This is a genomic window from uncultured Allobosea sp. (assembly GCF_945957345.1).
In the GTDB taxonomy this organism is placed as follows: domain Bacteria; phylum Pseudomonadota; class Alphaproteobacteria; order Rhizobiales; family Beijerinckiaceae; genus Allobosea.
The window spans coordinates 35,763-54,206 of the sequence record NZ_CAMFKW010000039.1 but is presented as its reverse complement, the minus strand read 5'-3'; the positions used below and the strand labels follow the sequence as shown (position 1 = coordinate 54,206).

Below are 18,444 nucleotides of genomic sequence, written 5' to 3'. Positions count from 1 at the left end.
CGCCGGCACAAACGCAGGCGCTCCACTGGATGGTTTTCTCACCGCCGTGCACACCCGTTCCGGTGCGCGGCCAGAGCGGGGAGGTGATGCCGACGAGCTCGACATCCGCGAACTCGTGGGCGACCTGCACGAATCCGCCCATATAGCCCTTCGGATCGGTGGCCAGCAGGTCTTCGCCGGAGGCCGGGGATCCCGGATAGATGAAGTCCTCCCGCGTCGTGTCGTTGGGGAGGAATGTCACTGTCTCATGCGCGAACTGGAGAACGGCGATCCGAAGCTTGGAATGTGTCACAGCGGCCTGACGTCGTAGAATTGGGCGAAACCGATCCGCATGCCTGATATCCCGCGATAGGCCGTCTTTTCGTAGTATGCGCCGAGCGGGATATAGGGCACGTCGATGAAGAACTGCTTCTGGATCTCGGCGCAGATCGCCTTCTGGGCCGCGAGATCCTTGGCGGCGAACCAGTCGAGCCGGAGCTCTTCGAGGCGCGGCGATTTCGGCCAGCCGAACCAGGCCTGATCGCCATTGCCGCGGATGCCGAGCTGGCTTGCGGGGTCGAAATTATTGGTGCCGTTCAGATAGGTGAAGAAGATGCTCCAGCCGCCCTTGTCGATCGGCTGGCGGCTGGCGCGACGCTGGACGACCGTACCCCAGTCCGTCGAGACCAGCTCGACATTCATGCCCGACTTCTGCAGGGCATCCGCTGCCACGGCCGCGAGCGCATGGGTCGAAGGATAATCGGTCGGATCGAGCAGCACGATGCGCTCGCCCTTGTAGCCGGCCGCTTCCAGGGCGCGCTTGACGGCGGCGAAATCGCGCTTGCCGACCAGTTGCTCGGTTCCGGCCGTCGTCGCCATCGGCGTATCCGGGCTGAAGACGCCGACATGGTCCTTCCAGAGCGAGCGCTCATCGCCGGCGACCGCGATCATGCATTCGCTCTGATCGATGGCGCCGAGCAGCGCGCGGCGGATCGCCGGATTGTCGAAGGGCGGGTGCAGCGTGTTGAAGCGCAGGCAGCCGATGCCGCCGGCCGGGTCCAGTCCTTCCAGCTTGAGGCCTGATCGGCCCTTGAGGGTACCTTGCAGGTCGGGGGTGGGGTTCTGCCACCAGTCGACCTCGCCGTTGGCGAGCGCATTCGCGGCCGTCTGCGGGTCGGGGATGATGCGCCATTCGATCCGGTCGAAATGGACGTGTTTCGGGCCGGCGGTGAAGGTGGCCGAGCCATCCGCGCGCGGAACATAGTCGGCAAAGCGCTCATAGACGGTCAGCGCGCCCTGCACGCGCTCATCGGCCTTGAAGCGGAACGGCCCGCTGCCGATCATCTCGGTGACCTGCTTGTTCGGGTCGGTGAGCGCGAAGCGCTCCGGCATGATGCAGGGCATCGAGGTGCCGGTCTTGCCGAGCGCGGCCGGCAGCAGCGGGAAGGGCCGCTTCAGCCGGAACTTCACGACGCGATCGGATTCGACCGAGAGTTCGTCCGTCGCATCCATCAAGGCGCGGCCGAAGGCGTCGCGGGCGGAGAAGCGGCGGATGCTCGGCACCACGTCCTGCGCCCGGACCGGCTCGCCATCGTGGAAGCGCAGGCCTTCGCGCAGGGTCAATCGCCAGGTCTTGCCGTCATCCTCGACCGTATGGCCGGCGACCATCTGCGGCTCGAAATCGTAATTGGCGTTCTGGCCGTAGAGCGTGTCGAAGACGAGGTAACCGTGATTGCGCGTCACGGTGGCCGTCGTCCAGACCGGGTCGATGATCGCGACATCCGATTCCGGGATGAATTTCAGCACCTTCGCCCGCTGCGCGAGAGCCGGCTTGGTTACAGCGGAAACCGCGGCACCCGCAGCAACACCCAGGAACGTCCGACGCTTCATGCCGAGATCCCTCGCCCGAGGAGATGGAAAAGCTGCACAGACAGCGTTGCTGCAATTCCAATGCCGCGATCCTAGGATGCGGGAATTGACCGGCGCAAGCGGACTGGCTCCGCTTTCAACGCAGGAGCCCCCCTTCACCGACGCGAAGCCGCCACGCGAAAGGGCCGGCATGTTCCTGCCACCATATCGCTATTCGCGGAGTGGTATTCCGCGACGCAGCCCGATATGCGAGCGGTGCTGCCCGATCCTGCCATGCGTGCGACGTTGACCAGCGAAACCTCTTCTCCGACCGCCCATTCCCGTGGCGTCCTGCTCGTTTTCGCCGCGACCGTGGCCTGGAGCGCCAGCGGCATCTATGCGCGCCTGCTGACCACGGACGCCTGGACCGCGGTCGCGTGGCGAGCGCTGTTCGCCGCGCTTTTCCTGATCGTTCCCATGGCCCTGTTCGGCGGCGCGGGAACACGCCGGGCCTGGAAGAAGTCGTTCGGGCCGACCGGCTTGGCTCTGATCGCATTCCAGACGATCAGCCAGGCCGCCTTCATTGGCGCCTATTACACGACCAGCGTGGCGAATGTCGCGGTGATCTATGCGACCGCGCCCTTCATCGCCGCCGTGCTCGGCTGGCTGCTCCTCAAGGAACGGATCGTGCTGCGCACGATGATCGCGGGGCTCGCCTGCCTTATCGGCGTCGGGATCATCATCTCGGCCTCGCTGGGCGCGGGGCGGATCGTCGGCGATCTGCTCGCCCTGCTGATGACGGTGACATTCGCCTTCGTCATCGTCATCCCAAGGATGGATCCGGATCTTCCGGCGATGCCGCCGATCTTCATCAGCGCGGTGCTCACTTTCCTGCTCTTCGCGCCGTTCGGCTCCTGGGGCTCGCTCGATGCCCATAACCTCGTGGTGTTGGCTGCCTTCGGCGCGACCAATTTCTCGGTCGCGCTGGTGCTCTTCATCATCGGCGCACGGCACCTGCCGCCAGCGGAATCGGCTTTGATCGGCACCACCGAAGTCGTCATGACGCCGGTCTGGGTCTGGCTCCTTTTCGCGGAGCCACCACCCTTCGCGACGATCGTCGGCGGAGCGGTGATCTTCTCGGCCGTCGTCTGGTACACCCTGTCCGAGCTCCGGCGCGGCAAAGCCTAGGGATGCGGCGCAATCCGCGCTCAGCCGAAGCTGAGCCGGGTACGCTGCTGACCGTTCTCGTCGAAATTCCCGGGTGCGAGCCAGGCTTCGTAGCCGGCTTTGAGGCGCGGCCAATCGACATCGACCATCGCGAACCAGGCTGTGTCGCGGTTCTTGCCCTTCTGCACCATGTGCTGGCGGAACACGCCCTCGAACGTGAAGCCGAAGCGTTGCGCCGCACGCTTGGACGGCTCGTTATGGTTGTTGCATTTCCACTCGAAGCGCCGATAGCCCAGCGTATCGAAAGCGTACTGCGCGAAAAGATACAGCGCCTCCGTCGCGATGCGGCTGCGCGCGATCGCCGGGCCCCACAAGATGTTGCCGATCTCGATGACGCCGTGCACGGCATCGATCCGCATCAGAGCCTGCCGACCCTCGGCCCGACCGGAGCGCTTGTCGATGACGGCGAAGAAGAGCGGATCGGCGGAAGCGGCGGCCTTGTCGAGCCAGGTATTCAGCGCCGCCCGGTCGGCAGGCGCGTCCTCGAACAGATAGCGGAAGCGATCATCTGCGCCGGGTTCGCGAGCGGAGGCGAGCAGGTCATCGCCGTGCTTCAGGGGATCGAGCGGCTCGAGCCGCGCGTAGCGGCCCTCCAGCACGATCCGCTCGGGGCGCGGAACCCCCTTCCAATCCGACAGGTCCATGGCGATGCCTTGATGTCATACGTGGTTGCAGATGCGGCGGAGGCCGCAGCCGCCCATCGTTGGCGAGTTAAGCGGTGTGATGTACACTGCCACTTCTCTCAATCTGACCAGACCAGTTTGCGATATGGCGACCCCGGTAGAGACTTTCGCCTGGCAGCCACTGGACAGGACGGCCGGCGATCTCGAAGGACAGCTCTATCGCAGCTTCCGGGACCGCATCCTCGACGGGACGATGCCGGCCGGGCAGCGCCTGCCGTCCTCACGGCATCTGGCCATAGCGCTCGGCATTGCTCGCTCGACCGTAGTTCAGGTTTATGAGCGCCTGAAGGCCGACGGCTATCTGCTGGCGCAGGCAGGCTCGGCCACGCGCGTCGCCGCGATCGCCGCGGAGCTGCTGCCGCTCGCGCCCAGCCCTACGCCCGGCCTTTCCGAACCGGCCGATCCGCCCGAACCAGCCAGGCTTTTCGCCCCCGGCATGCCCGATCTCACGGATTTCCCGCATGCGAGCTGGGCGCGCTACTTGGGCGCGCGCGCCCGCTCGTTGCGCATCCACGACCTCGGCTATGGCGAGGCGGACGGCCTGCCGGCGCTACGGGAGGCGATCCTCGATCATGTCGCCAAGACCCGCGGCATCTTCGCCCGGCCCGAGCAGGTATTGATCGCGCCCTCGACCCGGGCGGCCATCAACCTGATGTCCCATGTGCTGATGCGGCCGGGCGACGCCGAGGGGAACGTCGCCTGGATGGAGGAGCCGGGCTATGCAACGGCGCAGGCACTGCTACGCGCGGCCGGCGCCAGGATCGTGCCAGTGCCCTGCGACGAGGCCGGAATCGACGTATCGAGGGCATCAGGCCCCCCGCCCCGACTGATCTATGTGACACCTTCGCACCAATATCCAACGGGCACGACCATGAGCCTGCAACGACGGCTTGCCCTCCTGGATGTCGCGCAGGCGCATGCCGCTGTGGTGATCGAGGACGATTATGACAGCGAGTTCCAGTACGGCTCGCGACCGATCGCGGCGCTGCAAGGCATCGACCGCACCGGTCTCGTCGCCTATCTCGGCACCTTCTCGAAGATCTTCGCTCCGGGGGTGCGCGTCGCCTATGCGATCGTCCCGCTACGTCTGTTGGAAGAGGTCTCCGCCGCCTTGCAATTGCAGGGCTCCGTCGTGCCGATCCATATCCAGGCCGCCCTCGCCGATTTCATGCGGGACGGCCGCCTGCGCGGCTATATCAGGAAGATGAAGGCCCTCTACGCCGCGCGGATGGCCGCGAGCGTCGCGGCACTTCAGCGCCATTGCTGCGACATCCTGCGGATCGGCGAGGGAGCTGGCGGGCTCCAGTTGGCGACATGGTTCCGCGATCCGCATGTCGACGATAGCGCCGTCGCCCAACATCTACAGGCGAACGGCTTCGCGATGCAGCCGATGTCGCGCTTCCATCTCGGGCCGGCCCGGCCGGGGCTTGTTTTCGGCATCGCGCGCGTCGCGCCGGCCCATGTCGAAGCCGATGTGGCACGGCTGGCCGCACTCCTGAAATCCTGCGGCGGCCAAAGCCTCGCACCAGGTTCTCGGGAAACACTTGCGGTCAGCACCTGTCATGGCTTACCCCAAGGGTAACCAAAGAGAAGAATAAGGGGGGCCGCCTTTGTCCAAGGTAGCAGCCATCGAGACCCATGCTGGGCCGAAAGCTCATCACGGCCCTCGCTCCCCCATCGGCATCGCCATGCTGGGCGCGCTCGGCGTCGTCTATGGCGATATCGGCACGAGCCCGCTCTACGCGCTGAAGGAGGCGGTCCGCGCGGCCAGCGGTGGCGGCCCGCTCGACCCGCGCGCCGTCGTCGGCTGCGTCTCGATGATCCTGTGGGCGCTGATCCTCGTCATTTCGATCAAATACGCGCTGCTGATCATGCGAGCCGGCAACCGCGGCGAAGGCGGGATCATGGCGATGATCGCCCTGCTCAAGGCCCGGCACGCCAAGCCGGGCACGCCGCGCGCACGCATCCTGGTGCTCGGGCTCGTCGGTGCCGCCCTGCTCTATGGCGATGGCGCCATCACGCCGGCGATCACGGTGCTCTCGGCCGTGGAGGGCCTCAAGCTCGACGCCCCGGTGCTGGCGCCGGCCGTAGTGCCGATCACCGCCGTGATCCTGCTCGGCATCTTCCTCGTCCAGCGCAAGGGCACGCGCTTCATCGGCCAGCTGTTCGGGCCGATCATGCTGCTCTGGTTCATCGCGCTCGCCCTCCTCGGCGTCAGAGGCATCCTGATGGCGCCCGGCATCCTCGCCGCCATCAATCCCTTCGCCGCCCTCTACTTCATCACGCATACCTCGCCGCTCGTCGGCTTCGTCGTGCTCGGCGCGACCTTCCTCGCCGTCACCGGCGGCGAGGCGATGTATGCCGATATGGGGCATTTCGGCCCGCAGCCGATCCGCTTCGCCTGGTTCAGCGTCGTGCTGCCGGGCCTGATGCTGAACTATTTCGGCCAGGGCGGGCTGCTGCTGACCGATCCCAGCGCCGCCGACAACCCGTTCTACCAGCTCGCCCCGGACTGGGCGCATTACCCGCTGATCGTGTTCGCCACCGCAGCCGCCGTGATCGCCGCGCAATCGGTCATCACCGGCGCCTTCTCGCTGACCCAGCAGGCGATGCAGCTCGGGCTGTTCCCCTCGGTCCATGTCAGGCACACGGCGGACGACCAGAAGGGCCAAATCTATATCCCGATCGTCAACTGGATGATCTGCGCGGCGACCCTGATCTCGGTCTTCATGTTCCGTTCCTCCGATGCGCTGGCGGGCGCCTATGGCGTGGCCGTCTCGCTGCTGATGGCGATCACCACCTGCCTCGCCGCGCTGATCGCGCTGAAATGGGGTTACAGCCTGCCCGCGGTGCTGGCGGTGAACGGCTTCTTCCTGCTGATCGACCTCGTCTTCTTCTCCGCCAATCTCGTGAAGCTGGTGGATGGCGGCTGGTATCCCCTGCTGATGGCACTGGTGCTGACCATCATCATGCTGACCTGGAGGCGCGGCCTTGCCCTGGTGGAGGCGGCACGCAACCGCCAGCGCGAATCCGAGAAGGACTTCCTGTCCATGCTGGCGACGAAGCCGCCGATGCGCCTGCCGGGGACGGCTGCCTTCCTCGCCTCGGCTGCGCGCGGCGTCCCGCTCTCGCTCTCGCATTTCGTGCGCCACAACCACGCGCTGCACGAGCACATCCTGCTCATCACCGGCAAGCCGGAGGAGGTGCCGCGCGTCCCCGACGACCAGCGCATGGAACTCGTAGAGCTGGCCCCCGGCATGACGCGGGTGATCCTGCATTTCGGCTTCATGGAAACGCCGCGCATTCCCGACGGATTGCGCTGCGGCGTCGAGCGCGGGCTGCTGCCTGGCATGCAGCTCAACGAGCTCTCCTACTATATCGGCCGCGAGACGATCATCCCGCGCGAGGAGATCGAGGGGATGGCGATATGGCGCGAACATCTGTTCGCCTTCATGCAGCGCAATGCCGAGCGATCGGCAGCGCATTTCCATATCCCCGCCACCCAGGTCGTCGAAGTCGGCGTCGAGATCGAGATTTAAAGAGCGCTGGCTTTAAAGGGGATCGCGCGTCATCCCACCTGTCCGTACCAAAGGCCGTCCGGTCCCCGTTCGAGCAGCGGCGTCGCAAAGCAGCCTTCGATCCGCCCGAGCCAATCCGCTCCGGGTACGGCCAGAAGGGAACGCCAGCGTAGCGATTGCAGCATCGCCGTTCCGATCGCGACGGGCTCGATGCCTCGTGCCGCCAACAGGTCGAGCCCGGCGAGGATCGATGCGCCGCTCGAGATGACGTCGTCGACCAGCGCCACCCGCCGCCCCTCGATCAGGGGCAGCATGCGGGGATCGACATAGAGCCGCTTGGCCTGCTGCGTCGTGATCGACGATAGCGGCACCGACAACGCCTCGTCATACCAGAACTTGCGGGAGGTCCCGAGCGGGACATAGCGGGCGTGGCCGAGCTTGCGCGCGACTTCCGCGGCGAGCGTCAGCCCGAGCGTCGGCAGGCCGATGACGATCTCGGGCCGGTAGGCCGCCAGCCTTGCGGCCAGATCGGCCGCAAGCGCCTCCACGACGGAGAAGCTCGCCTGATTGACGATCAGGGAGGCGAGCCCGTGGCGCCCGTCGGCGAGAGCCCGGATCGGCAGCAGCAACTGCCTGCCATCGGCGAGCGTGGCGGGGAAGAAGGCGCGATGCCCGGCCTCGACGCGAAAGCTCCCGGCCGGGTGAAGCTCCTGCCAGAATTCATGGGGTTGCACGTCGCCTATTCCGCCGCCAGTTCGCGCTCGACGAGCCGCGCCCAGAACCGGGCGCCCGGCCCGATCGCGGCATCGCTGAAGTCGTAGGCCGAATTGTGATGCAGGGCGCCGTCCTGTGCCGGCCCATTGCCGAGCCAGACATAGCAACCCGGCGCCTCGGCGGCGAAGAAGGCGAAATCATCGCCAGCGGTCGAAGGCGGAAAGCTCTGCCGCACCTTGTCACCGAAGACGTCACGCGCGGCGCCGAGCGCCCGGACCGTCGCATCGGGATGATTGACGACAGGCGGGATGCGCCGCTCGAAACGGTAATCCGCCGTGACGCCGAACATGGCGGCGGCGCCCCGCGCCAGGCGTCCGATCTCGGCTTCGAGTTGATCGCGCACCTCGGCGGAATAGGCGCGGGCCGTGCCGCCGATATCGACCGTATCGGGGATGACGTTGAGCGCGCGCGGATCGCCCGCCTGGACCGAGCAGGCGCTGACGACGGCCGGCTGGAGCGGGTCGACGACGCGCCCGACGATCGTCTGCAGGCCGGCGATGAAGGAGCCGGCGGCGGTCACCGCATCGCGCCCGAGATGGGGCTTGGCGCCATGGGTTCCGATACCGCGCAAGGTCAGCCGCCAGCTGTCGGAGGAAGCAAGCTGCGGGCCTTCGACAACGGCGATCTCGTCGGGATCGAGTCCGGGCATGTTGTGCAGGCCGTAGACGGCATCGCAGGGGAAGAGCCGGAACAGCCCGTCCTCGACCATGCGGCGGGCGCCGCCGCGCCCCTCCTCAGCCGGCTGGAAGATGAAATGCACCGTACCGCTGAAATTGCGGCTCTTGGCCAGAGCCCGCGCGGCGCCGAGCAGCAGAACGGTATGACCGTCATGGCCGCAGGCGTGCATCTTGCCGGGGACCTTCGACTTATAGGGACGCTCGGCCAGTTCGGGCATGGCGAGTGCGTCCATGTCGGCGCGCAGGCCGATGGAGCGGGTGCCGTTTCCGACCGTGAGCGTGCCGACGATGCCCGTGCCGCCGAGCCCGCGGTGAACGACGATGCCGGCCTCTTCCAGGATGCCGGCGACAATGCGGCTCGTGCGCTCCTCCTCGAAGCCCAGCTCGGGATGGGCGTGAAGGTCATGGCGGAGCGCCGTCAGGAAGGGCAGATCGCTCTCGATGGCGTCCATCACGACAGCTCCGGCGCGAGGATTTCCAGCACAGGCGTGGCGAGCACGCTTCCGGTTGCCACATCGGCAATGCCGCGATCGGTCTGATGCGGGCCAGCATTGCAGGCAAGCGTCGCGCCAAAACAGGCCTTGAACACGAGATAGGGCGGCTGCCAGTCCACGACCGCGTCCATGGCTTGCCGGATTGCGGCAAAGCCATCCGAGACGGCGGCCAACGGCGCATCCGAGACCAGACCGGAGACCGGGAGCGGCAACAGGGCGGTGACGCGCCCGCCCATTGCGACCGCCATGCCGCCGCCGGCCGCGATCACCGCATTGGCGGCCAGAGCCAGGTCTTCGGCATTGCCGCCGAAGACCGTAAGGTTGTGACTGTCATGGGCGACCGTGGTGGCGAAGGCGCCCCTCCAGCTCCCCCATTCCCGGAGATACCCGATGCGCGGCCTGCTGTCGGCGAGGCCGTGCCGATGGGCGACCGCGATGAGCGTCGCGCCTTCCGGTGGCACGACAATGCCGTCGCTGACAGCCGTCTCGGCCTCGCCCCAGCGCGTGAAGCGCGGCCGGTCGATCGTCGCGACGCGCACGCGGCTGCCTTGCGAGCGCACGCCGAAATCGGCAGGAGCAAGCGCGCCGATCTTCATCGAGGCGCCAAACGCCCCCGGAGGCGTCGGGCGGGCAGGCTCGATCACGCTGCCGTCGCGGGCGACGCTGCGGCCGTTCGTGAGCACATGGCGTGCGCGGAAGTCGGTGAGGTCGTCGAACACGACGAGATCGGCGCGCCGCCCCGCGGCGACGAGACCGAGATCCTCCCGGCCGAGCCGGCGCGCGGCATTGAGCGTGGCGGCCTGCAAGGCCCAGACGGGATCGAGCCCGTAACGGACGAGCCGGCGTACGACATCGTCGAGCCCGCCGGCCTTCAGCAAATCGTCCGGAAAGACGTCGTCGGTGCAGAGCGTCACCGTCTGCGGCAAGCGGCCGAGATCGTTCAGGGCAGCGACGAATTCGTGCAGCAGATGGTCGTGCGAGCCGCGCAACTCGATGGTCAGCCCGGCCCGCAGCTTCTCCATCAGGTCCGCGCCGGAGACGAGTTCGTGGTCGGAGGTCACGCCGGCCGCCATGAAGGCCATGAGATCGGCGCCCGCGAGGCTGCGGGCATGGCCGCAGACAGGCTTGCCCGCCGCGAGGCCGGCCTGGACGATGCCGCTCATGCGCGCTTCGCCGGCGATGACGTCGCGCATGTTCATGACCTCGGCGACGCCGCCGATCTCGGGGCGGGCGAGGATCGCGGAGACCGCCTCAGGGCCGAAATCGGCGCCGGCCGCCTCCAGACCTGGCGCCGACGGCACGCAGGAGGGCGCGAGCACAGCGAAACGCAGCGGCAGGCCGCGCGTCGCGGCGATGGCGTAATCGACCCCCTCAAGCCCATGGACATTGCCGAATTCATGGGGATCCCAGACGACCGTGGTCACGCCGCGCGCGAGCACGGCGTCGGCATAGGTCGCCGGCGTCACCATCGAGCTTTCGACATGCATATGCGTGTCGATCAGGCCCGGAACGACATAGCCGCCCGCCGCATCGACGATCTCTAGCGCGTCGCTGCGCGCCCCGCGCGCGTGGACCGAGGCGATCAATGGTCCGACGAGGCCGATATCGGCCTCGCGCCGCTCGCCCGTCACCATGTCGAGCAGGGTGCCACCGCTGACGAGGCGATCGAAGGGCGCATCGCCACGCGCCGCCGCGACGGCCCGCAGGCGCAGCGCGGGATCGGCGAGATCGAGGGGTTCGGCAGGTGTTCCGGTCACGGCTTGGCCGCCTCTTCACGCAGCGCAGCGAGGATCATCATGCGGATGGCGTCGCTGTCGCCGCCGGCCGCATAGGACGCATTGAAGACGGCATGCGACGCGCGCGTCTCGACCACCGTCCGGCCCCTGGTCACCGTTCCCGCGAGCTCGACCGTGATATTCGCCCGCTCGAAGCGCGCGAGATCCGGCCGCAGGAAGATCGCAGCCGCGCAGGCATCGTAGAGCGACATGGCCGGGCGCCCGCGCGCGGGCGCGATGCCGATGAAGCCGGCGGTGAGGTCGGCGAGCAGCGCGGCATTGCGGCCGCCTGCCTGCCGGATCGGCGCGATATCCGCCGGCGAAGCGAGGATCTGCCGACAGAAATCGAGATCGACCATCGTCAGCGGCAGGCCGTGCGACAGGACGACGGCGAGTGCCTCCGGATCGGCGAAGGCGTTGAACTCTGCCGAGGCTGTGTGGTTGCCACGCGTCACGCCGCCGCCCATCCAGACGAGTTCGTCGATGCGGGCGGCAAGATCCGGCCGGGCGGCCGCCAGCGCCGCGATATTGCCGAGCGGCCCCAGCGCCAAGATGCGCTTGGCCTCCTCGCCCTTCGCAAGCCACTCGCACAGGGCGGTGAAGGCATCGCCCATCGGGGCCGGCGCCTTTTCCGGCAGCGAGCGCCCGGCCGTCGGCATTCCGGTTTCGCCAAGAATGGCCGCGGCGGTCTCGAGCGGCCCGAGCAGCGGCCGTTCGCGGCCGGAGACGATCGGGAAACCGAAATCGAAGACGGCCGCCGCCGCCGCCGCATTGGCGCGGACCCGCTCGATCGGCGTGTTGCCGAAGGTCAGGGACACCCCGTCGATGGCGAGCCCGCCATGCCTGACCAGCAGGATCGCGGCGAGATCGTCGAAACCCATATCGGTGTCGATCCAGACGCCCATCGCCGCCTCAATCCGCCTTGAGGCAAGCGGCCTGCCCGATTGGCAGGTCGAAAGCGACCGTGGTACCCGGCGGATGTACCGGGAGGCTGGCATCGGCATCGGCCCGAATCGTGCCGAAGGACGTATCCAGCACATATTCGCGCGTGCTGCCGGCAAAGGAGACGCCGCGGACGACCCCGCTCAGAGGCCCGGCCCCGAGCGCCACTGTCCGCGGCCTGAAGGCGAGGCCGGCTGCGGCCGGCAATGAAGCCGACAGCGGAACGGCCGCATCGCCCAGCCAGAGCCTGCCGTCGCGGATCGAGAAGATGTTCTCGAAGCCGACGAAATCCGCAACGAAGCGGGAGACGGGGCGGTTGTAGATCTCTTCCGGCGTCCCGATCTGCTCGATCCGGCCGCCGCGCATGACGACGATTCGATCGGCCAGCGACAGCGCCTCCGCCTGATCATGCGTGACGAAGATCATGGTCACGCCGGTCTGCGCCTGCACGCGCTGGAGTTCGGTGCGCATATCCAGACGCAGCCTCGCATCGAGATTGGACAAGGGCTCATCGAGGAGCAGAACCTTGGGTTCCATCACCATCGAGCGCGCCAGCGCAACGCGCTGCTGCTGCCCGCCCGAAAGCTCCGGGGGCTTGCGCCCGGCATAGGCGGCAAGGCCGACCGAGGTCAGGCCGGCCTCGACCTTGTCGCGCAGGGCCGCGCCCTTCAGCCCCTTGAGCCGGAGCCCGAAGCCGACATTGTCGAAGACCGTCAGATGCGGGAACAGCGCATAGGATTGGAAGACCAGTCCGACCTGCCGGCGGTTGGCAGCGACACGCGTGATGTCGGCACCGTCGAGCCGGATCGTGCCGGCACTCGGCGCTAGCAGGCCGGCGATGGCGCGCATCGTCGTGGTCTTGCCGCAGCCGGAGGGGCCGAGCAGCGCGACGAGCTCGCCCTTGCCGATGGTGAGGTCGAGCTTTTCGACCGCGACCGTATCGCCGTAGCCCAGTGTCAACCCGTCGAGGGCGAGATAACTCTGATCAGACATAGCGGGAAAATCCGAGGAAGCGTTCGGCGGCGAGCACGATGCCCATGGACAGGAAGGCGAGCAGGGAGGAGAGCGCCGCGACCGAGGGATCGAAGACGATCTCCATATAGCCGAGCATGTCGACCGGCAGGGTCCGCACGCCCGGCCCCGAGAGGAAGAGCGAGACCGGCACTTGGTTGAAGCTCGTCACGAAGCCCAGGATGAAGGCCGCAAGGATGCCGCCGCGGATATTGGGCAGCACGATGTCGAAGAAGGCGCCGAGCCGCGAGGAGCCAAGCAGGATGGCCGCTTCCTCGATATCGGAACGGAGATTGGCAAGGCTCGCCGAGACGACCCGGACCGCATAGGGCAGCACGAGCGCCGTATGGGCGAGGAAGAGCGCCAGCGTGATCGGCATGCCCATGGGCACGACGACATAACGCAGCAGCGCGAGGCCGACGATGATGCCCGGCACGATCACCGGCGCCGAGACGATCGTGCGCACCGTCTCGGCGAAGGGCAGGCGGTAGCGCGACATGGCGTAGGCGGCGGGCACGCCGAGCGCCAGCGCCACCAGCGTGCCGCCGATCGCCAGGATCATCGAGGTGACGAAGCTCTGGCGGAAGCTCTCGACCGTGAAGACCTTGGCGATCCATTTCAGCGAGAAGCCCTGCGGCGGAAAGGCGAGCGTGTCGCCGGCGGAGAAGGAGGCGGCGACGATGATCAGGAACGGCCCGATCAGGAAGAGGATGACGAGCGACAGGACCAGCGCCGCCGGAAACCGCAAGCTCATGTACGGGTCCTCACAGTCGCGATGCGTTTCAGCAGCAGGTTGGTGGCGAAGCTCATGACGACGAGGATCAGCGCGATCACGCCGGCCGAGACGAAGTCATTGGCCACGGTGACGCGCTGGTAGAGCAGCGTCTCCAGCATCAGCACCTTCGAGCCGCCGAGGATCGCCGGGGTGATATAGGCGGTGAGCGAGCCGGTGAAGACGAGCGTGCCGCCGATCACAAGCCCTTCCCGCGTCAGCGGCAGGACGACCTTCCAGAAGATCTGCAGCCAGTTCGCGCCGAGGACGCGCGCGGCCGGCACCACGTCCCGGGGCAGGTTCTCCAGCGCCGAGATCAGCGAGATGATCATCAGCGGCAGGAAGAGCTGGAGCAGGCCGATGAAGATCGCCGTCTCGCTGAACAGGATGCGGATGGGCGCGTCGGTGAGCCCGAGGCCATGCAGCGCCTGGTTGACTATGCCGGTGCGGCCGAGGATCACGATCCAGGCATAGGTGCGCGCCACGGGCGAGATCATCAGCGGCAACATGACGAGGCCGATCATCCGCCCCTTCGAACCGGCCGGCAGCGAGACGATGGCGAAGGCGGCGGCATAGCCGATCACGGCCGAGACCGCCGTGACCTGGAGGCCGAGTTTCAGCGTGCGCCAGAACACCGTCTGGTTGAGCGGCTCGGAGAAGAAAGCCCAGTAGGGCGCGAGGCTCCAGCCTGCCGGCGAGCGGAAGCTCTCCGACAGCAGGATGGCGACCGGCACCAGGAAGATGACGGCTGCGAACACCGCCGCCGGCAGCGCCAGCAGCAAGGCCTCGTTCCTGTTTTGGAACATCGGTTGTCCTTCCCGCGCGCCGTTACCGGCGCGCCTCCCGCTCGGCTTACTGGCCGACCTTGCTGTTCCACTGCTTCAGCCAGGCGTCGCGCTGATCGAGCGCAACCGCTGAGGGGATGAGCTTGAGCGATGCGGCGGTCTCGGCGCCATAGGTGATGTTCGCGGCCACCTCGGGGGAGACCTTGACCTCCTTGTTCGCCGGGCTGTCGACGAGCTTCTCTGCCAGTTTCGCCTGCACCTCGGTCGACAGCCAGTAATCCATGAACTGCAGCGCGAGGTCGCGCTTCTTCGAGCCCTTGGCGACGACCATGACGTTCATGCCGCCAGTCTGGCCTTCCTTCGGCGTCGCCCAGCCGATCGGCAGGCCGAGCTTGGTGAAGGGCGCCCAGGAGAAGCGCCCGATCGGCGCCGCCCAGATCTCGTCCTGCTGCATCAACTGCACGAGCTGCGAGGACTTCACGTAGAAGGTCACGATATCGTCCTTCTTCGCGCCGACGGCCGCGATCGCCTCGTTGAGATCGGGGCTGTCCTTGCCCAGCGCCCGCTCGAGCATGTAGAGCGCCGGCGGCCCCTGATTGGTCGTAACGTTAGGGAAGGCGACATGCGAGGCGATCTCCGGCTTGAGGAGATCGGCCCAGGACTCGATCTTCATCTTGTCGGTGCGATAGGCAATCGAGGTGGCGTAGAAGGTGTAGCCGACGCTCATGCCGTCGGCGTTCGGGTCCTTGGCGAGATCGTAAAGCTTGTCGAAATTCGCAAGCTTCGCGGTATCGACCTTGTCGACGAGGCCGGCGCGCGAGGCCTGCAATGCATCGGCCATCGACATCACCGCCATGTCGATGACGGGATTGGCCTTGTTGGCCTCCATCTTGGCGAGACGCTCGATGCTGTTGCCGGTCTCGATCACCAGCTTGCAGCCGCATTTCTGCTCGAAGGGCGCGTAGAGCATCTCCTTGTACTCGTCCTGCGCGAAGGCATAGACCGAGATGGTCAAGGTCTTTTCCTGGGCCTGGGCGGCTCCGGCGAGGAGCACGAGCGCGGATAGGGCAGCGGCTGTCTTCAACATGGTCCTGCTCCGGTCACTGGGCTCTGTTGCCCGGCTGTTGGGGGTGGGTTCGCGACCGCCGCGCTGGTTTCCCTGGGGATCAGCGACATGGGAACGCGCGAGACATCGATCGAGGAGACGATGCCGGTTTCCGTCTTCGCCTTGCCGTCGATGACCCGCACCAGCGAAGCGACGGCGATCTCGGCCAGCAGCGGCAGGTCCGTGCGCACGGTGGTCAGCGGCGGAATGATCGCGGACGACCAGGGCAGGTCGTCGAATCCGGTGACGCTCACGGCCTCGGGGATGCGCAAACCCGCCCGGCTGAGTTCGGTCATGACGCGCAAGGCATGGACGTCCGACACGGCTGCGAAGCCGGTGAAGCCGCGTGCGGCCCAGTCGCCCAATCCGAGCGGCGCCCCCGGCCCGTGCCGCTCCTCATGCTGCTCGATCCACAGGACCGCGCTTTCGGCGCCCGCGCCCAGTCCGGCGCGCATGCCGCCGATCCGGTCGTTCTGAACGTTGGAGGCCGGGCTGCTGCCGATCAGCACGACCCTGCGATGGCCGAGCCCGGCCAGATGCGCCCCGACGAGCTCTCCGCCCTGCCAATGGTCGGCGGAGACCGTGTTGCCCGGCGTCGAAGGACTGTCGATGACCGCGACCGGGCAACCCATATCGGCGACGCGGGTACCGCGCCTGGGCACCACGACGAGACCGTCGACATCGCGCGCGACGAGACGGTTGATGGCGGATGTCTGCTGCGCGACGTCGCCGCGGGAATCGGCGATCAGGACGCCGTAGCCGGCCTTGTTGGCGGCGAATTCGATGGCCTGCGCGATCTGCGGAAAGAGCGGGCTGGCGAGATCGGGCAGAACGAGCCCCAACACGCTGCTGCGCCCGGTGCGCAACGCCCGCGCCGCTGGACTTGGGACATAGCCGAGACGCTCGGCTGTCTCGCGAATGCGTGGGATCAGCTCCGCCGAAACACGACCCTTGCCGGACAGCGCATTCGACACCGTCGCGACGGAAACGCCCAGAACCTGAGCGACGTCGCCGAGATTGGCAGTCTGTTTCGGGGCCGACATCGGGTGAGCACGCGCTGCGCGAGTTGATTAAACGATTAAGCAACACGACACGCGGGAGTCAAGCCTTGAGAACTGCGCCTGGGGACAGACAGCGCGCTTGCCATGCATCTGCGTGCATGCTGGCCCTGCCGAAACGAGGGTAGCTGGCGGCCCGATCGCCCCCATATCATGCTGCGTCGCACAATCATTGGTGCGTCGCAGCAGAATTGAGAGACTGACATGGCGAAGCGGAACAGCGGATCGGTTCGCCGCCGCAAATCCTCCGACCTACGGAAGCAGTGGCGGGCCATTGTCGAGGCCTGGAAGCAGGGCCATCTCGAGTGGCAGGGAGCCTGGGGTCCGGCCCCGAACGAGGCCGGCTGCCTGTGTCCGCGCACGATCCTGGTCGAGCAGGGGCTGGTCGTCGCCGAAGCGGCCTGAGCCGGCAGGCGAGAACCGCTCCTTAGCTTTCGACGCTGGGCCGGATCGTCCTGATCCGACCCAGCGTGCGGCCTCGATCAGGCCTTCTTGCACTCGTCGCGGAACTTCTTGCGGGCCTTGCCATGAAGCCCCTTCTGATCTGCCTGATCGGAGCAGGCTTTGGACTTGGCGGTCCTTTCAGCCGAAGACGTCGTCGCCTTCTTGCCAGCGGGAGCCATCGGCGCGGGAGCCGTCACGGCCGGCTTTGTGGCCGGGGCAGAAGGGGCCGGCGTTTGCGCGGCGGCATAGCCCGTCATCATAGCGAGCGCGGCGATCGGCAGCAGATAACGCGAGAGGTTCATGTCATCGTCCGTCATTAACCCGGGGGATCGGTTCCAGGCAGTCGCCGGGCCGGCTGTCGGATGAGCGGAGTTCACGCCCGCCCGATTGAATGATTCCTGAACGAATAACGGCGGCAATCAGGCGCTGCTCGCTCATTCTCATGGCCAACGGGCTGATGAATGCGCTAGCTTCCGAATGAGACCGACCGAGGTGCCTCATGTTCGAAGCCGTCAAAGACAAAGTCGAAGCCGAGATCGTCACGCTGGCGGCTCAGAACCAGCATCTCCTGACGGATTTCCTGGGGGAGAAGGCCTCCAGCCTCATCAATGACGATGCCGCGATGAGCAGCCTCGCGCTCAAGCTCTACGCCCTTCTGCCTGGCATGCTGAAAGCGGTCGTCGGACAGGACACGTTCACGTCCTTCATGCTCGACAACCGTCAACGGCTGATCGCGGCCATCACCGCCGCCACGCAGTCATCCAGCGGAAAAGGCGCCTGACTTCGCTCAAGACTCCGGGGTCCAGTCCTGGTCGAGCGTTCGCCTGCCGAGGCCCTGGTTGTAGCGGGCCGCCGACCTCACCGAATCTTCGATCGTGGCACGGTCGCGCCCCCGCGGGCATCCCGTCGTTTCGAACCTGATCCCCTGGCGACCCAGCCACGTCAGCCACTGCCGCTCGATGGTTTCCATCGGCTTCGAGGCGGCGAATGGCTGCGAGACATAGAAGCGCCGATCGGCATCGGAACCGGCATAGCAATAGCGCCAGTCGGCCGCCCGCGCAGCCTGCGAGACCGACTGCGCAGCCAGAACAAGCAGCAATGCAATCCGCGTGCGGCGCCGACGCCGCGCGCCTCCCCGAGCAGGTTCGACGGCGAAGAAACGCTCCTTCCACTCTGGGAGGCCAGCCAGGATTCCGTCCATTTCAATCGCCGTCCGAAGTTGTTTCGACCGGGATCGAGCATCTTGCGTGCCAATTGCCAGCTGAGGAACTGAAGCGGTGAAATCGCGATTTCATGCGGTATCCGGCGCATGAATGCTGCAAAACTTACGCATGGGATGCTTGTCGAAGACC

The 18,444-nt window shown here is 66.8% G+C and carries 19 protein-coding genes; 5 read left to right on the top strand and 14 right to left on the bottom strand.

Annotation, left to right across the window (positions count from 1 at the left end):
* The coding region (locus Q0Q36_RS18280) for a M81 family metallopeptidase (protein ID WP_367187184.1) at positions 1–292 on the bottom strand (292 nt) is incomplete at its 3' end.
* The gene (locus tag Q0Q36_RS18275; RefSeq protein WP_293800099.1) at positions 289–1,869 is read right to left on the bottom strand and encodes an ABC transporter substrate-binding protein; all 1,581 of its coding nucleotides are present in this window, start codon (positions 1,867–1,869) and stop codon (positions 289–291) included. The genes Q0Q36_RS18280 and Q0Q36_RS18275, both read right to left, overlap by 4 nt.
* A 252-nt stretch (positions 1,870–2,121) precedes the next feature.
* Here Q0Q36_RS18275 and Q0Q36_RS18270 point away from each other — a divergent pair, with 252 nt between their 5' ends.
* Positions 2,122–3,015: a DMT family transporter gene (locus Q0Q36_RS18270; RefSeq protein ID WP_265057870.1), complete on the top strand. Its 894-nt coding sequence runs from the start codon at positions 2,122–2,124 to the stop codon at positions 3,013–3,015.
* Positions 3,016–3,035: 20 nt separating this feature from the next.
* Here Q0Q36_RS18270 and Q0Q36_RS18265 read toward each other — a convergent pair whose 3' ends face one another.
* Positions 3,036–3,698: a GNAT family protein gene (locus Q0Q36_RS18265; RefSeq protein WP_293800096.1), complete on the bottom strand. Its 663-nt coding sequence runs from the start codon at positions 3,696–3,698 to the stop codon at positions 3,036–3,038.
* A 124-nt stretch (positions 3,699–3,822) separates the two neighbouring features.
* On the opposite strand from Q0Q36_RS18265, the gene Q0Q36_RS18260 reads away from it, so the two are divergent.
* Positions 3,823–5,319 carry a PLP-dependent aminotransferase family protein gene (locus tag Q0Q36_RS18260; RefSeq protein ID WP_293800094.1) on the top strand — a complete coding sequence of 499 codons (1,497 nt, stop codon included), beginning with the start codon at positions 3,823–3,825 and terminating at the stop codon, positions 5,317–5,319.
* A gap of 106 nt (positions 5,320–5,425) precedes the next feature.
* Positions 5,426–7,276 (top strand): KUP/HAK/KT family potassium transporter, encoded by a 1,851-nt coding sequence (locus tag Q0Q36_RS18255; RefSeq protein WP_293800103.1) that lies wholly within the window; start codon positions 5,426–5,428, stop codon positions 7,274–7,276.
* A 29-nt stretch (positions 7,277–7,305) separates the two neighbouring features.
* Here Q0Q36_RS18255 and Q0Q36_RS18250 read toward each other — a convergent pair whose 3' ends face one another.
* The 9 genes from Q0Q36_RS18250 to Q0Q36_RS18210 are packed head-to-tail and all read right to left on the bottom strand — an operon-like array spanning position 7,306 to position 16,633.
* Complete coding sequence (locus Q0Q36_RS18250; RefSeq protein WP_293800092.1) at positions 7,306–7,989, bottom strand: phosphoribosyltransferase; 684 nt, start codon at positions 7,987–7,989, stop codon at positions 7,306–7,308.
* Between the two features lie 5 nt (positions 7,990–7,994).
* Positions 7,995–9,158 (bottom strand): M20 aminoacylase family protein, encoded by a 1,164-nt coding sequence (locus Q0Q36_RS18245; RefSeq protein WP_293800090.1) that lies wholly within the window; start codon positions 9,156–9,158, stop codon positions 7,995–7,997.
* Positions 9,158–10,957, bottom strand: coding sequence for an adenine deaminase (locus Q0Q36_RS18240; protein ID WP_293800088.1), 1,800 nt, complete (start codon positions 10,955–10,957; stop codon positions 9,158–9,160). The genes Q0Q36_RS18245 and Q0Q36_RS18240 overlap by 1 nt, the downstream gene beginning before the upstream one ends.
* Positions 10,954–11,880 carry a nucleoside hydrolase gene (locus Q0Q36_RS18235; protein ID WP_293800086.1) on the bottom strand — a complete coding sequence of 309 codons (927 nt, stop codon included), beginning with the start codon at positions 11,878–11,880 and terminating at the stop codon, positions 10,954–10,956. Before Q0Q36_RS18235 ends, Q0Q36_RS18240 begins: the two co-directional genes overlap by 4 nt.
* 7 nt (positions 11,881–11,887) lie before the next feature.
* Complete coding sequence (locus tag Q0Q36_RS18230) at positions 11,888–12,910, bottom strand: ABC transporter ATP-binding protein (protein WP_293800084.1); 1,023 nt, start codon at positions 12,908–12,910, stop codon at positions 11,888–11,890.
* Entirely contained in the window at positions 12,903–13,682 is a 780-nt protein-coding gene (locus tag Q0Q36_RS18225) for an ABC transporter permease (protein WP_265057862.1), read from the bottom strand. The genes Q0Q36_RS18230 and Q0Q36_RS18225 overlap by 8 nt, the downstream gene beginning before the upstream one ends.
* Positions 13,679–14,506 carry an ABC transporter permease gene (locus Q0Q36_RS18220; protein WP_293800081.1) on the bottom strand — a complete coding sequence of 276 codons (828 nt, stop codon included), beginning with the start codon at positions 14,504–14,506 and terminating at the stop codon, positions 13,679–13,681. Before Q0Q36_RS18220 ends, Q0Q36_RS18225 begins: the two co-directional genes overlap by 4 nt.
* A 46-nt stretch (positions 14,507–14,552) precedes the next feature.
* Positions 14,553–15,572: an ABC transporter substrate-binding protein gene (locus tag Q0Q36_RS18215; protein ID WP_293800080.1), complete on the bottom strand. Its 1,020-nt coding sequence runs from the start codon at positions 15,570–15,572 to the stop codon at positions 14,553–14,555.
* Positions 15,566–16,633 (bottom strand): LacI family DNA-binding transcriptional regulator, encoded by a 1,068-nt coding sequence (locus Q0Q36_RS18210; protein ID WP_293800078.1) that lies wholly within the window; start codon positions 16,631–16,633, stop codon positions 15,566–15,568. The genes Q0Q36_RS18215 and Q0Q36_RS18210 overlap by 7 nt, the downstream gene beginning before the upstream one ends.
* Positions 16,634–16,852: 219 nt before the next feature.
* Between Q0Q36_RS18210 and Q0Q36_RS18205 the strand changes: the two genes are divergently transcribed.
* Complete coding sequence (locus tag Q0Q36_RS18205) at positions 16,853–17,053, top strand: hypothetical protein (protein WP_055726713.1); 201 nt, start codon at positions 16,853–16,855, stop codon at positions 17,051–17,053.
* A 77-nt stretch (positions 17,054–17,130) separates the two neighbouring features.
* Here the strand turns inward: Q0Q36_RS18205 and Q0Q36_RS18200 are convergent, their stop codons facing one another.
* Complete coding sequence (locus Q0Q36_RS18200) at positions 17,131–17,511, bottom strand: PsiF family protein (RefSeq protein ID WP_367187183.1); 381 nt, start codon at positions 17,509–17,511, stop codon at positions 17,131–17,133.
* Between the two features lie 80 nt (positions 17,512–17,591).
* Here Q0Q36_RS18200 and Q0Q36_RS18195 point away from each other — a divergent pair, with 80 nt between their 5' ends.
* Positions 17,592–17,873 (top strand): hypothetical protein, encoded by a 282-nt coding sequence (locus Q0Q36_RS18195; RefSeq protein WP_293800074.1) that lies wholly within the window; start codon positions 17,592–17,594, stop codon positions 17,871–17,873.
* Positions 17,874–17,879: 6 nt separating this feature from the next.
* Here the strand turns inward: Q0Q36_RS18195 and Q0Q36_RS18190 are convergent, their stop codons facing one another.
* Positions 17,880–18,293 carry a hypothetical protein gene (locus Q0Q36_RS18190; protein ID WP_293800072.1) on the bottom strand — a complete coding sequence of 138 codons (414 nt, stop codon included), beginning with the start codon at positions 18,291–18,293 and terminating at the stop codon, positions 17,880–17,882.
* Positions 18,294–18,444: the final 151 nt, after the last annotated feature.

What these genes read in the sequence shown, in the direction of transcription:
- Q0Q36_RS18255 (WP_293800103.1), top strand. Translation starts at nt 5,426, where the DNA reads ATGCTGGGCGCGCTCGGCGTCGTCTATGGCGATATCGGCACGAGCCCG.
- Q0Q36_RS18205 (WP_055726713.1), top strand. Translation starts at nt 16,853, where the DNA reads ATGGCGAAGCGGAACAGCGGATCGGTTCGCCGCCGCAAATCCTCCGAC.
- Q0Q36_RS18220 (WP_293800081.1), bottom strand. Translation starts at nt 14,506, where the DNA reads ATGTTCCAAAACAGGAACGAGGCCTTGCTGCTGGCGCTGCCGGCGGCG.
- Q0Q36_RS18260 (WP_293800094.1), top strand. Translation starts at nt 3,823, where the DNA reads ATGGCGACCCCGGTAGAGACTTTCGCCTGGCAGCCACTGGACAGGACG.
- Q0Q36_RS18225 (WP_265057862.1), bottom strand. Translation starts at nt 13,682, where the DNA reads ATGAGCTTGCGGTTTCCGGCGGCGCTGGTCCTGTCGCTCGTCATCCTC.
- Q0Q36_RS18275 (WP_293800099.1), bottom strand. Translation starts at nt 1,869, where the DNA reads ATGAAGCGTCGGACGTTCCTGGGTGTTGCTGCGGGTGCCGCGGTTTCC.
- Q0Q36_RS18230 (WP_293800084.1), bottom strand. Translation starts at nt 12,910, where the DNA reads ATGTCTGATCAGAGTTATCTCGCCCTCGACGGGTTGACACTGGGCTAC.
- Q0Q36_RS18235 (WP_293800086.1), bottom strand. Translation starts at nt 11,880, where the DNA reads ATGGGCGTCTGGATCGACACCGATATGGGTTTCGACGATCTCGCCGCG.
- Q0Q36_RS18245 (WP_293800090.1), bottom strand. Translation starts at nt 9,158, where the DNA reads ATGGACGCCATCGAGAGCGATCTGCCCTTCCTGACGGCGCTCCGCCAT.
- Q0Q36_RS18215 (WP_293800080.1), bottom strand. Translation starts at nt 15,572, where the DNA reads ATGTTGAAGACAGCCGCTGCCCTATCCGCGCTCGTGCTCCTCGCCGGA.
- Q0Q36_RS18190 (WP_293800072.1), bottom strand. Translation starts at nt 18,293, where the DNA reads ATGGACGGAATCCTGGCTGGCCTCCCAGAGTGGAAGGAGCGTTTCTTC.
- Q0Q36_RS18195 (WP_293800074.1), top strand. Translation starts at nt 17,592, where the DNA reads ATGTTCGAAGCCGTCAAAGACAAAGTCGAAGCCGAGATCGTCACGCTG.
- Q0Q36_RS18270 (WP_265057870.1), top strand. Translation starts at nt 2,122, where the DNA reads ATGCGTGCGACGTTGACCAGCGAAACCTCTTCTCCGACCGCCCATTCC.
- Q0Q36_RS18210 (WP_293800078.1), bottom strand. Translation starts at nt 16,633, where the DNA reads ATGTCGGCCCCGAAACAGACTGCCAATCTCGGCGACGTCGCTCAGGTT.
- Q0Q36_RS18265 (WP_293800096.1), bottom strand. Translation starts at nt 3,698, where the DNA reads ATGGACCTGTCGGATTGGAAGGGGGTTCCGCGCCCCGAGCGGATCGTG.